This window comes from Ureibacillus acetophenoni (assembly GCF_900220965.1).
Lineage (GTDB): Bacteria > Bacillota > Bacilli > Bacillales_A > Planococcaceae > Ureibacillus > Ureibacillus acetophenoni.
In genome coordinates this window covers 104,406-118,093 of record NZ_OBQC01000008.1, presented here as the reverse complement: position 1 = coordinate 118,093, position 13,688 = coordinate 104,406, and the positions used below count along the sequence as shown (strand labels likewise).

Here is a 13,688-nt window from a genome sequence, read left to right as displayed (position 1 = left end):
CTGTCCTTCAAAATCTATGAGGGACAGTTTTTTTATTTATATTAGTTAATTTTTATTCCATGAGTGAAATGAGTTTTAACCATACAAAACTGTTAAGTAAGATGATTTTCAAGTAAAATGGAAGTATGTATTGAAAGGGGTGTGGAAGGTTGAAAAAAATCATTTTGTTCGATGGGGAATGTAATTTTTGTGATGCTAGCGTACAGTTTATTATTAAAAGGGATACTAATAAAGTTTTCCAATTTGCATCATTACAAAGTGATATTGGAAAGGGGTTATTAAACAAATATAATGCTCCGGAAAATTTGGATAGCTTTGTACTCATTGACGGTGATAAATACTTTCTTCAATCCACCGCTGCACTCAGAGTTTGTAAAGATTTAAAAGGTGCATATAAACTATTATACTTTTTTGTCATCGTTCCGAAGCCAATGAGAAACTTTGTCTATCAATTCATTGCAAAAAATCGATATAAATGGTTTGGTAAAAATGAAAGTTGTATGATTCCATCGCCTGAGGATAGGCAGCGTTTTTTATAATAAAATGGTCCCTTCTTAACTATAGAAGCGGACCATTTTATTATCATTCCTCATTCAATTGAATAGCTTCAAGTATAAGTAATTTAATTTCTTCTTGCCTTATTTCCTCAACCTTCGTGATTTTTATATGGCGCATATTTTTTCCTGTTCCTTGCAATAACTGATTCGAGTCTTTTTCTTGCAGCTCATTCCCTTTATGAAACCCTAGATTGACGTGTTTTTTTGATGATTGTAAATAACATACTAACCCTTTATAAGAGTAATTAGGCATGGACCATTTATATTCTTCTATTAAAGCTGGTGAAGAATCTAATATAATTTCCCTTAAATTTTCAGTAATTATTTTTATTTCTTCAGGTAGTTTTTCCATATACTGGTCAACCTCTTGAACTGTTCTTTCTTCGGCCATTTGTACCACTCCTCCTTACACTTAATTATAACTTTAAAGAGTTCCTAATTATACCAATTATATATTCAGACTAGTGTGAATAATGGTATAATTCTCCTCGGAGAATATTCCAACAAAGTTCCAAAATGTATGGTAATATTGGTAAATAAATTCAACAGGGGTGAACCAAAAATGTTAGCTAATTTTGAAGAGAATTTAAAAAAATACGCAAAACTGCTTGTCTCTAAAGGGATTAATGTACAACCTGGAGATTGGGTAAAGATGACGATTAACGTTGACCAAGCTCCATTGGCTCGTTTAATTACAAGTGAAGCTTATGCATTAGGTGCAGAAAAGGTCATTGTGAAATGGTCTGATGATGAAATCTCGAAACTTCACTATTTACATCAACCAACTGAAGTTTTAACAGATATTCCTCAATATGAAATCGATGAAGTGGAAGACCATGTATTAAATAAACGCGTAAGTCGTCTTTCAATCGTATCCAGTGATCCTGGTTTACTAAATGAAGCAGATCCTGCCAAAGTAGCAGCATATCAACAAGTTGCAGGGAAGGCATTCCATGCACAACGTGTAGCTACACAAAATGATGATTTAAAATGGACAGTAGCAGCTGCAGCTGGCGCAGGTTGGGCTGCAAAAGTGTTCCCTAACCTAGCTACATCAGAAGAACAAGTAGCTGCCCTATGGGATCAAATCTTCAAAACATGTCGTGTTTATGAAGAAGATCCAATCGCTGCTTGGGATAAACATAAAGAAACATTAAATGAAAAGGCAGCTAAGCTAAATGAGTACCAATTTGACGCACTTCACTACACAGCACCAGGTACTGATTTAACATTAGGATTACCTAAAAACCATATTTGGGTATGTGCAGAAAGCTACAATCCAAAGGGTGAAGAGTTTATTGCAAACATGCCAACAGAAGAAGTCTTCACCGCACCTGATACTCGTCGTATGGACGGTGTTGTGCGTAGCACATTACCTTTAAGCTATGCTGGTACGTTAGTAGAAGGCATTGAAGTGACATTTAAGGATGGAAAAATTGTCGACATTTCAGCTGAAACTGGAGATGAGGCAATGAAAAAATTAGTGTTTGATAATGAGGGTGGAACAGGTTTAGGTGAAATTGCTCTAGTTCCAGATCCATCTCCAATTTCTCAATCAGGTATTACTTTCTTTAATACATTATTTGATGAAAATGCATCAAACCACTTAGCTATTGGTTCTGCTTATCCTACTACAATTCAAGGTGGCACAAAAATGAGTGCTGAAGAGTTAAGAGCAAATGGTCTAAATACAGGAACAGTACATGTCGACTTCATGATCGGTTCGGCAGAAATGAATATTGACGGCATTAAAGAAGACGGCACAGTAGTACCTGTCTTCCGTAGCGGCGATTGGGCATTTTAATAGTAAGCTGTTCGAATTAAAGGTTAAATAAGAAAGCAATCTTCCACCTTATACCGTGGGAGATTGCTTTTATTTTTATGCCTCTTTTAAATTTAAGAATAAGTTCAACACAAATAGTATTACACCTAAAATAACAATGAGCGAACCAATAATAATTCCAATTGTAAGTGACGTATTACCAGTTAGTAATTCAATAAACAATGACCCTTGCATAATCGGTAAACCAATATTATGGAGCCAAAAATGAGCTTTTGCTAATGACGTTTCTCCTGCGCGTTTATATACACTATAAATTAATCCGAATAACGCCATTGAAACCCAACCGAGTAAATTTAAGTGCGCATGAACAGAAGTAAAAGCAAAGTTTTGAATGATCCCCATTACAAGTCCTAGAATTACAGCAAGGAAAAAATAAACTCCAGCGATTTTAATAAAGCTTTTGCCCAACAATCCACCTCCTTTCTACTATTTTGGCAATTACTTTAGTAACTGCCATTCAACTCATTACAACAATATGCTACAAAACACATGATTATTTAAAGGAAATAAAAAAATGTGTAAGCCTTTTGACTTACACATTTTTCATAAATTTATAGATTGCTGATATAAATTTTTTAGGATCTTCTAACATTCCAAGATGTCCTGTATCCGTATAGACCTTCTGAACATTTGGATTACTTGTTATAATTGGTTTTACAACTTTATCTTCTGTGCCTTCAATCACTAATAGTGGCGTCGACATTTGTTCAACAAATTGATGTTGATTAGGTCGAGATTTCATAGATTCTAATGCAATAATTAATCCTTCTGGAGAAGCTTGATAAGCAATTTGCTTAGCAAATTCAATTTTATCATTTTGTGCATTTTCACTGAAAAATGCACCTATTACTTCATCCACAAATTCCTTAACCCCTAAATCTGATATTTGTTTTTGCTGCTTAGAACGCTTTTCAATTTGTTCATTTGAATCAGATAAATCCGAAGAATAAGCAAGTATTGCACGGTTTATTGTGGCAATATTCTTTTCCAACGCGGCTAATACTATATAACCACCCATTGAATGACCTAACCATGTTGCTTCTCTTATCCCTTCATGCTCCAATATTTCTGCTACTGCATTTGCATAATCGTACACAGAATAAGAGTCTTTTTCAATCTTACTTTGACCATGACCAGGTAGATCAATTACAACGATATCAAATTGAGAAGATAGATCATTCATTACGTCGGAAAATATGTTCAGTGACCCTAAAAAACCGTGCACCATAACTAAAACTTCACCGTTGCCACGCCTTTTATAATTTAACATACACACACTCCCCCTTTTACATATACCATTACCAAATAGGTCAATTGTAAATCAAAAGGGGGAGTAATTCTTCTAATTTAATACGTTTGCTACATCTAAAGTGAAACCTTCATAATTTTTATCCGCAACTTCATCACAAATTTTTCTATAGTTATTTAAACCACCAACATAAATGATAAAGCCACTACGTTTTGTACCATCTAAGTTTGCACCTGTGTACCAAGAATTTGTATATGGGAATAATGTTTGATCTGCAATATCATCACAGTGTTTAGCCCATTCAATCTCTGATTCCTCATTTGCCTCAATTAATTGAATATTGTTTTCTTCTAAATATTCAATACATCTGTCAATCCAATCAACATGCTGTTCAATTGCAGATGGCATATTTGTTAATACAGATGGGCTTTGTGGACCTGTGATCATAAAGAAGTTCGGGAAATTCTGTACAGATAGTCCTAAATATGTTTTTACAGCTTTTCCGTCTTCCCATTTTTCTTTCAATGGTTGACCATCGCGACCTCTAATATCCATTCTTAAAATTGAACCTGTCATTGAGTCATAACCAGTTGCAAATACAATTGCATCACATTCAATTGTGCCGTTTTGTAGTTCTACACCATTTTCTGTTATACGGACAATTGGATTATCTTTTAATGTAACCAAATTCACATTCTCACGATTAAAAATTTCATAATAATTAGTTCCTATGATCAAACGTTTTGTATTAATATAGTAATCTGGATGTAGTGCTTTTGCCGTTTCCTCATCTTCAACAATTTCATCAATTTTATCCCGTACATATTGAGATACTACAAAGTTTGACTCCTTATTCACACTAACATCTGGGAACACGCCACCTAGTGCTAAACCACCAGTTTCCCACACATAGTCCAAAGCTTTCTTTTGCTCCTCGGGTGTAAATTCTGTTGCAGATTTTCCTGTAGTATAAAATTTAATTCCACCCGGTGTAGAAAAGAATGCATCACGAATATCATCATAGTTAGCTATCGCTTCATCTTGCTGTTCTTTTGTAAGAGGGTGGTTTCTTGCTTCAGCCACATAGTGAGGTGTGCGCATTAATAAAGTCAGCTCTTTTGCTTCCTCTGCAATAATTGGCATAGCCTGTACACCACTTGATCCATTTCCGATAACTACAACACGTTTACCAGTAAAATCTACTTTTTCATGTGGCCATCGTCCAGTATGGTACGTTTCACCTTTGAATGACTCCACACCTTCAAACGGTGGAATGTTTGTTGTTGATAAGCATCCTACACCACTGATAAAGTATTTCGCTTCAAGTTTCTCATTCGTATCTGTTTCAATTTCCCATTTTTTCGTTTTTTCATTAAAACTTGCTTTCGTTACACGCGTTTCAAACTGAATATCTTTTCTAAGATCAAGCTCGTCAGCAACGAAATTTAAATATCTTAAAATATCAGGTTGTGCTGAATAGCGCTCTGGCCAACGCCATTTTCCATATAATTCTTTAGAGAATGTAAAACTATAATAGATAGAATCAGAATCACAACGAGCTCCAGGGTAGCGGCTCCAATACCATGTTCCACCTACTCCATCTGCAGCTTCAATTACTCTTACGTTTAAACCGCGTTCTCTTAATTTATGAAGCATATAAAGACCAGCAAATCCTGCACCTACTACAACTGCATCAAATTGTTTCGTTCCCATAGGAACCCCCCTTAATTTTTTGTAGGAAAACAATGATTTTCGTTAGACAGTTTGCAATTCTTCAATCTACTTATAAACTTTTTAAGAATGTAGCAATTTCATCCACAGTGGCTTTAGTTTCATCAGCAAAAATGGCCATATTACTGAAGTATCCGTGTATACTTCCAGGTAGAACAGTGTAACCCACCTTTACCCCAGCCTCTTTTAACTTATCTCGATATTGAGCACCTTCATAAACAAGTACGTCATTTTCAGCTGCTACAATAATAGCGGGTGGTAAAGCGCTTACATCTTCATATAACAAAGGCGATGCATACACACTTTTATATTCTTCTTCGCTATTTACGTAATACTCACCAAACCAAATCATTAAATCCTTATCAAGACCATAACCATCCCCAAACTTTTCATATGACGGTGTTGTAAAGTCAAAGTTTGTAGCAGGGTAAATTAATGCCTGCGCAGTTATATTCGGTCCGGATCTTTCTTGACTAATAATTGACATAACAATAGAAAGATTACCCCCAGCAGAATCTCCACCAACAGCAATATCATCACCAAGAGCATTTAGTTCTGCTGCATTTTCATGCGCCCAACAAAGAGCTGTATAACTATCCTCAACAGGTATAGGGAACTTAAATTCAGGTGCTAGACGGTAGTCAACTGATACAACGACTCGGCCTGTTTTTTCTGCTAGCAAACGGCATCCAGCATCAGATGTTTCCAAATTCCCTATCACCCAACCGCCACCATGATAATAAACAAATAGTGGGAATGGTCCTTCTCCTTCTGGAGTATATACTCGGACAGTAATTTCTCCACCTTCAACAGGAATACGGCAATCTTCAACTTTACTTATTGGTGGTACTTCTATATTTTCTGGAATAGGAGCGCCACTCATTGCTGCACGTACAACATTAGGCTCTAGTTCTTGAATTTTCTTAGGTCCACTGTAAAAAGCTTCAAGATACGCCTTTGCGTTATTTGTTAACCCCATTATACTTGCATCCACCCTTTCCCCAATTTTGCATCGCTAGTGTATGCAACTTTATGTTATCAAACTATTAATCTTCTCCCTATTCCTACTTTTGGTTATTTTTTATATCTAAAAGGGATGAAAATTTGATAGATTTACTACTTTTCGTATATGTTTCAGCATACTTTTAATAAAGGGGTGATTGAATGCAAATAAATTTATGGACAATGAAAGAGAATTTAAGAGATGGGATAAATTTACAAACCCAAGAAGAGAAGATTTGTTTTATCCTCCGAACTTTTGATGAACTATATAAAGGGAGAAGACAATTATTCTTTCGTTTTAGTCCGGTTGGGTTTGTTGGAGAAGGGGTTGCCATGTTGGAAAACGGCCGCTTTCAGGCAATTAACTATATTCGAGACGATATTCGTTCATTACCAATTATTAGAGAGCCGATAGAGAAACAGAAACCGTTCTACTATACTGGACAAGATATTATAACTCAAATAACAAGTAGATACACCCGATCTGAGCCATTATATGCTCTTCTTGTCATTCCAATTATGATAAATCAATTAACGATTGCCTACATGCTATGTGAGTTTGTTCAGAAGAATATTCAATTTAACCCTCTAGAATTAGAAGAGTTGTCAGTATTCGGTAAACATGCAGGTGAACTATTAATTCAACCACAAGTACAGCCGCATCCTAAATTAAGCCCAAGGGAAGTCGAAGTAATGAATGCTTTAACAAATGGTCTTTCCACTAAGGAAATGACCTACTTATTATCTCTTAGTGAAGCAACAATCAAACAATACATTAAATCAATAATGGTTAAATTAGATGCCAAAAATCGTGCCCATGCTGTAGCGATTTATATGGCACAAAATTTTTAATCATAATAATAAAAGAAAAATGTGTGAGCTATAGAACTCACACATTTTTAGTGAAATTATAATTTGGGTGCAATATATTATTTTACTGTTTAGCTTTATCATTCCAAAGTAACATTGGATTAACATGACCAGTTGTTAGGTTCATTTGTTTGATTTTTAGTTGACGTTGTTCCCTTGGTTTCTTTAATTCATCATAAATAAATTTAGACTTTCCAAGCCCCACTTTAGATGCATCATCAACGGATTGGCAAAAAAATATTTCCTCAATTCCCGCAAAGTACATTGCCGTTAAACACATTGCACACGGTTCTCCACTCGCATACATTGTATATCCTGTTAAATCATTCGTTTGTAATTGTTTTTGAGCACGTCTAATTGCTAACAATTCAGCATGACCGCTTATATCAAAGTTCTTATGCAGCTCGTTTACCCCTTCAGCTATCACTTCATCGCCTTTTACAAGCACTGCTCCAAAGGGTTGTCCACCATCTTGAACATTATTTATAGCAAGTTCAACTGCTCTTATCATAAATTGATCCATTATAATTACCCCCTAAAAATAGCATCTATCATTTTATAATTGATACCTACTGTTAGGATAACAAGTAACAAGTAATAACAGCTACTAAAGGGTTTTAATAAATTTCTATTTTGCATTTGGATCTGGTTGATGAATACCGATAATATTCCCCTCAGTATCAATGTAATAACCTTGCCAAGCCATGCCTGGCAATGCGTATTTAGGTAAGACAACTTTCCCACCAAGCTCAAGAATTTTTGCTTCCGTAGAGTCGTAATCTTCTACACCTATCGTACATACAAATGAATTAGTAGGCTGACCTACTTCAGGTGCAACTCCTTGTCTTTGCATGAGTGCTCCATTAATTCCTGGTGTACCATCATCTCCAGTGATTGCTCCGAAATAAGGTATTCCCGCATAATTACTATAGTCTTCATACTTCCAACCAAAAACTTCACCATAAAACTTTTTTGCACGTTCCATATCTTCTACATGAATTTCAAAATGTAATACTCTTCCCATATATATTTCCTCCTAATTAAATGATTTTTTATTTCTTCATAAGAATACCTTTCTATCATTCATCATATATGGTATTTTTATACAATGCTAGGGAAACCGTCATTCTTACTTGTTCGAAAAAATAAAAAACCAGAGACTTTTCACTTGTCTCTGGCTTTTATCTAGACTTCCCCTTTTTTCCGCGCATCCATTTCGTCTTTCATTTCTTCCTTCATGGCCTCAATTGATTGGCGGCGGCGTTCATTTTTTTCTTTAATCCACGTTCGTTTTTCAGGCGGTTCAAACTCCGCACTAATTTCTGCTTCTTGTAATTTTCTTTCCGTATTTTCAATCATGTCATGAAGTCGTTCAACGTTATTGGATCTGTTATCCGGATTTGGTTTTTTATCAGACATAGTGTACCCCCAAGTCATTTTAGTACTAGTCTGTTTCTAGATTATGTTTTTATACTTTCCTTTTTAGCATGGTTAACGAAGGTCGTTTTACTACACTAGCTTAATATTCAACCTTACTTTCCTCAGTTTTAAAAGATAAATAATAAAACATACTAACAAATACTACTGCGCCAACAGCATTACCTAAAAACACTGGAATTATGTTTAACAAAAATTCGCTCCAAGATAACTCACCAGCAAAAATCGCAGCAGGTATGATAAACATATTAGCTACGACGTGTTGGAAACCAATTAATACAAACCCCATAATAGGGAACCAGATTGCTAATATTTTCCCACTAATACTTTTTGCACCAAAACTTAACCAAACTGCCATTGCGACAAGCCAATTACAACCGATTCCAGAAACGAATGCTTCCCAAAAACTTGCCTCAACTTTCCCATTTGCAGTATGTATTGTTTTTTCCAAAAAGTCGCCTTCCGTCAACCCTATAAAATGTCCAAAAAAATAAGCAACAAATATAGCTCCAAGTAAATTAAAGATAGTAATCCAAAACCAACTTTGGACTAATTGTATAAGTTTTATCTTCCTAGCAAGATAGGCGATGCTAACCATCATCATGTTGCCAGTAACTAATTCCCCACCACCTATAACAATTAAAATGAGTCCTAACGGAAAGACACTAGCCCCTAAAAATGTTGCGAAGCTTCCCCACTCGGCAGGTATTGTGCCAGTCATCCGAATACACGCTAGATAACCAATTGCAATAAAAGCCCCACCTAAAAATCCTAAAAAGAACATTGTTGGAATAGACATTTTTACTTTTTCAGTTCCTTTTTGGATCGCAATTTCCACAATTTCTTTCGGATTATAGTCCATCCCCATCCCCCTGTGTTCAATTGTGTTTAAATTGTTTGAGTACCTGGCACTCAAACAATTTTTTAGTCTCTTCGTGTGTTAAAATGTCTCCTGCCTCATCAACTGGAACAAATTTAATTTCCTTTATTTCATTATCATTTGGAACCAAGTCAGATCGATCGCCCACATATTTTACAAGAAACATCGTTGTTTCCTGTTCAGTAAATCCTGTTTTATTCGTAAAGTCCTTATTAAATGAAAACCTAATTTTTTCATCTAATTGATTGATTACTTCATATTGAGTGGAACCAGTCTCTTCTTTTAGTTCTCTTAAGATGGAATTCTCAATGGTTTGATCGCCATTTTCAACACCACCCTTTGGAAAATCCCACTTTCCTAAATAGTGTTGGTCCTCGTCTTTAAGTAAGCTTCTCTTAACTTTATAAACTAATAGTATTTCAGTACCTTGATAGACGATTGCTCCTACAGCCTTCCTTATCATTTGGCAGACTCCATATTTTTGTGGCTAATATCAGCTTCTACTATGATTTTAAATTCTCCTTCATTTAGTTCAATAATAGATAAACTCGTATCGTGAATAAAAGGTGGACCCCATAATTGGTCTAACGATAAGTTTTTACAATGCGCCAATAAAGTCTTTATAAATACAGTATGAGTAACTATTAATATATTTCCAAATACCTGTTCTGATTTAACTCGTTCTAAAAATTGTTTAACTCTTTCATTTAGTTGATAGAAATCTTCACCCGAATCAGATTTGTATAGGTGGGGTTTATTCCAAAATGCATCAAAATCATTTGGATACTTTTCTTTAATGTGGTCATGAGTTCGACCTTCCCAGTCACCAAGATTAATTTCTCTAAGGTTCTCATCTTTAATAATAATTTGATTTCTATCACCTGATACTAATTTTGCTGTTTCTTTCGTTCGGCCACTAGGACTCGTGTAGATTGATTGAAAATCTATATTTTTTAATCGATTACCAAGTAAAATCGCATTTTCAATTCCACTTTCAGTTAATTGTGAGTCTTTCCATCCTTGTAGTTTTTTTTCCGTATTCCAAACCGTTTCCCCGTGTCTAACTACATAAAGTCTTAACATTCTATCACCCTTTCCCCTTTTAGTAACTTTTACCATACTCAATCGATATTTCGCAACCTATACTATATTTAATTTATTTCGGGAGGGAATGAAATTGCCAAATGATTGCACATTATGGCCAGAGGAGCCAACACCTGAACATTTAAAAGATTGCAATAAATGTGGTCTAGATAAGCACGGTACTAGAATGGTGTGGGGAGAAGGTAATTCACAAGCACCTATTTATATTTTGTTGGACAATCCTGGCGCTCGTGAAGATCGGGAAAACAAGCCTTTTGTCTGTGGAACGAGGCAAACCTTACAAAAAGTAGCGAATGAGGTTGGTTTAACAGTTGATGATTTATATGTAACCTATGTATTAAAAAGAAGACCAAAAAAGGCATATGATAAGGAAAAAACTAGAGAAATCTGTATGAATCATTTCGCACAACAACTAGAGTTAAATAAACCTCTGTTTATTTTCTGTCTTGGAAATGTAGCAGTTCAATCCTTTTTTCAAAACCATGAAGTAGATGTGAAGTCATTACGGGGAAATTGGCATGATGTGCAAGGTTATGAAACAACCGTCGCCTACCATCCATTAGCAGTTCGACGACGACCTAATTTATGGCCATTGTTTTTAGAGGATTGGAAGTTCCTCGCAGAACGTTATTTTCAAACAAAACCAAGTTAACACAGTGAAACCCGATAACGTGAAGTATCGGGTTTTATTTATTTTGCTTTACTTGCGAATTCGTGAGTTTAATTTGCGATTTTCACATCACTATTTGCGGGTTTACTCACTTTATTTGCGAAGTTGAATTTACTTGCGAATTCCCTCACTTTACTTGCGAGTTTGATACTTTTATTTGCGAATCCCGTTTCCCTATTTGCGGATTTACCCACTTTATTTGCGAGTTTGAATTTACTTGCGAATTCCCTCACTTTACTTGCGAGTTTGATACTTTTATTTGCGAATCCCGTTTCCCTATTTGCGGATTTATTTATTCACTTTACTTGCAATTTTCTAACCTTTATTCGCGATTTCCGTTACATCACTTATTCTTTTATGCGAGTATAGTCCTAAGAAATTAATATAGTAAATTTATACGATAATCTAGTTTCACCTTGAAATCATTATATTCGCACAAGACCTTCTTTCTACCATGCATAGTTTAGTAGAGGAAGGAGGTGAAACGATGAGACAGTTCGGAAAGTTACTTTTCACACTGTTTTGTTTTTCAATTCTATCTTTAATTGGCGGTACTGTTGCTTATGCCATTGAACCTGAAGGATCTACAGAATATGAGGGGCTCGATGTTAGTAGGCATCAAGAAGAAGTTGATTTTAAAGCGGTAGCTAATGCAGGGGTTGAAATTGTTTACATCAAGGCCAGTGAGGGTACAGAGTGGATTGACCCTTACTTTGAGAAGAACTACGAAGGGGCAAAAGCAGCAGGTCTAAAAGTCGGGTTTTACCACTATATCATTGCAAGATCAGTTTCAGATGCTATAAATGAAGCCAACTTTTTCGTATCCGTAATAGAAGATAAACCCTTCGATACGAAATTAGCAGTAGACTTTGAAGATTTTGGAGAGTTAACAAAAGAAGAAATTAATCAAATTACTTTAGCATTTGCTGAAGAAGTTGAAAACCTAACTGGTAAAGAAGTTGTAATCTATAGTAATTCAAATAATGCTTCGAACATATTTGATGAGTCTTTAACGAAGTATTCATTGTGGGTTGCTCAATATGATGGAAACGAGATTAGTAACGAAGTCATTTGGGACACATGGGCAGGCTGGCAATATACAGATACTGGAACTATTGAGGGTGTTAATGGCAATGCAGACTTAAATATCTTCAATGAAGGAATATTTTTAAAGGATTCATCTCAGGTGGAAGAACCTGATACAACGGAGCCCACTTCTACAGAACCTTCAGATACTAATACTACAACCTATATAGTAAAGAAGGGAGATACGCTTTATCATATAGCCCGTTCATTCGATGTCACGGTTGCGAGTATTGTAGAAGAAAATAATATTAATAACCCTAATCTTATCTACCCTGGGGATGAGCTTCGGATTTTCATAGATAATAGTTCCCAAACTTATGTAATTAAGTCTGGCGATACACTTTGGAAAATTGCCCAAGAACACGGAACTACTGTTGATAGACTTGCTTCGGTTAATAATATCAAAAATCCAAACTTAATTTATCCAGGTGTGACTTTGAAGATTAATAAATAGTATAAGGAAAAGAGCGTTAATGCCATAACGCTCTTTTTTTTGATGCTATATAGACAAGATATCCCTAACTAATCTCTATACCTCATCGTTAATCCTTTTATGAAATTACGCGTAAAATTGTCCCCGCATTCTTTGTAGTTGCGGTGATCTGCTTTTCTTAAAATGGCGCCAATTTCACCTTTAGATACAATTAGTCCTGCATCGTAGAAAATATCAATCATATCCTCTGTCGTTAAACTTAAAGCCACTTTTACTTTCTTAATAAATAAATTATTAGGAGTATCCTTCTTAGATGGTGCGGGTGCTTGAGTTTGACCAGGTTTTTTCTCCTGTTTTCCTCTTTTAAAAATAATCATCCCATTTAAAAAAGCTTCTAACATTTCATAATCACATGGTGTAAACTCATCTGTCGGCGTTAAATCAGCTTCCCCATCTTCATCTACTTTTGGTTTAGTAAAAATCTTAAGTACTTCCTCTTTTGTGAATTCCATTCCACCTAAACGAAACATTTCAACTAAGTCCGTATTTTTTATATCAAGCGCGTAGCGTAATCGAATTAACAAATCATTATTCGTCATGTTGTATCTCCTCTTTTGTCCAGTCTAGGAACGTTCTTTCGTTTCTTAATTTATTTTCTCACTATATCCATAAAATAAACTCTTTTCATTTTACCATATAGAAACCTATTAACCCTTTATTTTAGCAGACTGGAAATTTCCTATTCTTTTGAATGTTTAAAAGAAAACATCTTTGTCCATGATAACTAAAAAGAGTTGCAGTATAGAAGATTTCAGCCGTTTCTATT

Annotated in this window: 17 protein-coding genes; 5 read left to right on the top strand and 12 right to left on the bottom strand. The window is 35.2% G+C overall.

What is annotated here, in order from left to right:
- Nucleotides 1-149 precede the first annotated feature (149 nt).
- Nucleotides 150-539 carry a thiol-disulfide oxidoreductase DCC family protein gene (locus tag CRO45_RS11910; RefSeq protein ID WP_097149871.1) on the top strand — a complete coding sequence of 130 codons (390 nt, stop codon included), beginning with the start codon at nucleotides 150-152 and terminating at the stop codon, nucleotides 537-539.
- 43 nt (nucleotides 540-582) lie between these two features.
- On the opposite strand, the gene CRO45_RS11905 is transcribed toward CRO45_RS11910, so the two are convergent.
- Nucleotides 583-948: a DUF1801 domain-containing protein gene (locus tag CRO45_RS11905; RefSeq protein WP_097149870.1), complete on the bottom strand. Its 366-nt coding sequence runs from the start codon at nucleotides 946-948 to the stop codon at nucleotides 583-585.
- Nucleotides 949-1,119: 171 nt separating this feature from the next.
- On the opposite strand from CRO45_RS11905, the gene CRO45_RS11900 reads away from it, so the two are divergent.
- A complete protein-coding gene (locus tag CRO45_RS11900; protein ID WP_097149869.1) occupies nucleotides 1,120-2,361 on the top strand; it encodes an aminopeptidase in 1,242 nt (413 codons plus the stop codon).
- Nucleotides 2,362-2,436: 75 nt separating this feature from the next.
- Here the strand turns inward: CRO45_RS11900 and CRO45_RS11895 are convergent, their stop codons facing one another.
- From CRO45_RS11895 to CRO45_RS11880, 4 genes are all read right to left on the bottom strand, one after another.
- Nucleotides 2,437-2,808: a cytochrome-c oxidase gene (locus CRO45_RS11895; RefSeq protein ID WP_097149868.1), complete on the bottom strand. Its 372-nt coding sequence runs from the start codon at nucleotides 2,806-2,808 to the stop codon at nucleotides 2,437-2,439.
- A 124-nt stretch (nucleotides 2,809-2,932) separates the two neighbouring features.
- A complete protein-coding gene (locus CRO45_RS11890; protein ID WP_097149867.1) occupies nucleotides 2,933-3,670 on the bottom strand; it encodes an alpha/beta fold hydrolase in 738 nt (245 codons plus the stop codon).
- 72 nt (nucleotides 3,671-3,742) lie between these two features.
- Nucleotides 3,743-5,362, bottom strand: a complete 1,620-nt coding sequence (locus CRO45_RS11885; protein ID WP_097149866.1) for a flavin-containing monooxygenase — start codon at nucleotides 5,360-5,362, stop codon at nucleotides 3,743-3,745.
- A 70-nt stretch (nucleotides 5,363-5,432) separates the two neighbouring features.
- Entirely contained in the window at nucleotides 5,433-6,359 is a 927-nt protein-coding gene (locus tag CRO45_RS11880; protein WP_097149865.1) for an alpha/beta hydrolase, read from the bottom strand.
- 185 nt (nucleotides 6,360-6,544) lie between these two features.
- Here CRO45_RS11880 and CRO45_RS11875 point away from each other — a divergent pair, with 185 nt between their 5' ends.
- The gene (locus tag CRO45_RS11875; RefSeq protein WP_097149864.1) at nucleotides 6,545-7,234 is read left to right on the top strand and encodes a helix-turn-helix domain-containing protein; all 690 of its coding nucleotides are present in this window, start codon (nucleotides 6,545-6,547) and stop codon (nucleotides 7,232-7,234) included.
- An 82-nt stretch (nucleotides 7,235-7,316) separates the two neighbouring features.
- Here the strand turns inward: CRO45_RS11875 and CRO45_RS11870 are convergent, their stop codons facing one another.
- From CRO45_RS11870 to CRO45_RS11845, 6 genes are all read right to left on the bottom strand, one after another.
- Complete coding sequence (locus tag CRO45_RS11870; protein ID WP_097149863.1) at nucleotides 7,317-7,775, bottom strand: nucleoside deaminase; 459 nt, start codon at nucleotides 7,773-7,775, stop codon at nucleotides 7,317-7,319.
- 105 nt (nucleotides 7,776-7,880) lie between these two features.
- Complete coding sequence (locus CRO45_RS11865; protein WP_097149862.1) at nucleotides 7,881-8,276, bottom strand: VOC family protein; 396 nt, start codon at nucleotides 8,274-8,276, stop codon at nucleotides 7,881-7,883.
- Nucleotides 8,277-8,437: 161 nt separating this feature from the next.
- Nucleotides 8,438-8,671, bottom strand: coding sequence for a small acid-soluble spore protein Tlp (gene tlp, locus CRO45_RS11860; protein WP_097149861.1), 234 nt, complete (start codon nucleotides 8,669-8,671; stop codon nucleotides 8,438-8,440).
- A gap of 100 nt (nucleotides 8,672-8,771) precedes the next feature.
- Nucleotides 8,772-9,551 carry a formate/nitrite transporter family protein gene (locus tag CRO45_RS11855; protein ID WP_408057141.1) on the bottom strand — a complete coding sequence of 260 codons (780 nt, stop codon included), beginning with the start codon at nucleotides 9,549-9,551 and terminating at the stop codon, nucleotides 8,772-8,774.
- A 16-nt stretch (nucleotides 9,552-9,567) separates the two neighbouring features.
- Nucleotides 9,568-10,032: an NUDIX domain-containing protein gene (locus CRO45_RS11850; RefSeq protein ID WP_097149859.1), complete on the bottom strand. Its 465-nt coding sequence runs from the start codon at nucleotides 10,030-10,032 to the stop codon at nucleotides 9,568-9,570.
- Entirely contained in the window at nucleotides 10,029-10,652 is a 624-nt protein-coding gene (locus CRO45_RS11845; RefSeq protein ID WP_097149858.1) for a histidine phosphatase family protein, read from the bottom strand. The genes CRO45_RS11850 and CRO45_RS11845 overlap by 4 nt, the downstream gene beginning before the upstream one ends.
- A gap of 88 nt (nucleotides 10,653-10,740) precedes the next feature.
- On the opposite strand from CRO45_RS11845, the gene CRO45_RS11840 reads away from it, so the two are divergent.
- Both CRO45_RS11840 and CRO45_RS11830 read left to right on the top strand, forming a co-directional pair.
- Entirely contained in the window at nucleotides 10,741-11,325 is a 585-nt protein-coding gene (locus tag CRO45_RS11840) for a uracil-DNA glycosylase (protein ID WP_097149857.1), read from the top strand.
- Nucleotides 11,326-11,830: 505 nt separating this feature from the next.
- Nucleotides 11,831-12,883, top strand: a complete 1,053-nt coding sequence (locus CRO45_RS11830) for a GH25 family lysozyme (RefSeq protein ID WP_170949482.1) — start codon at nucleotides 11,831-11,833, stop codon at nucleotides 12,881-12,883.
- 68 nt (nucleotides 12,884-12,951) lie between these two features.
- On the opposite strand, the gene CRO45_RS11825 is transcribed toward CRO45_RS11830, so the two are convergent.
- Nucleotides 12,952-13,461, bottom strand: a complete 510-nt coding sequence (locus tag CRO45_RS11825) for a YehS family protein (protein WP_097149854.1) — start codon at nucleotides 13,459-13,461, stop codon at nucleotides 12,952-12,954.
- Between the last annotated feature and the right edge of the window lie 227 nt (nucleotides 13,462-13,688).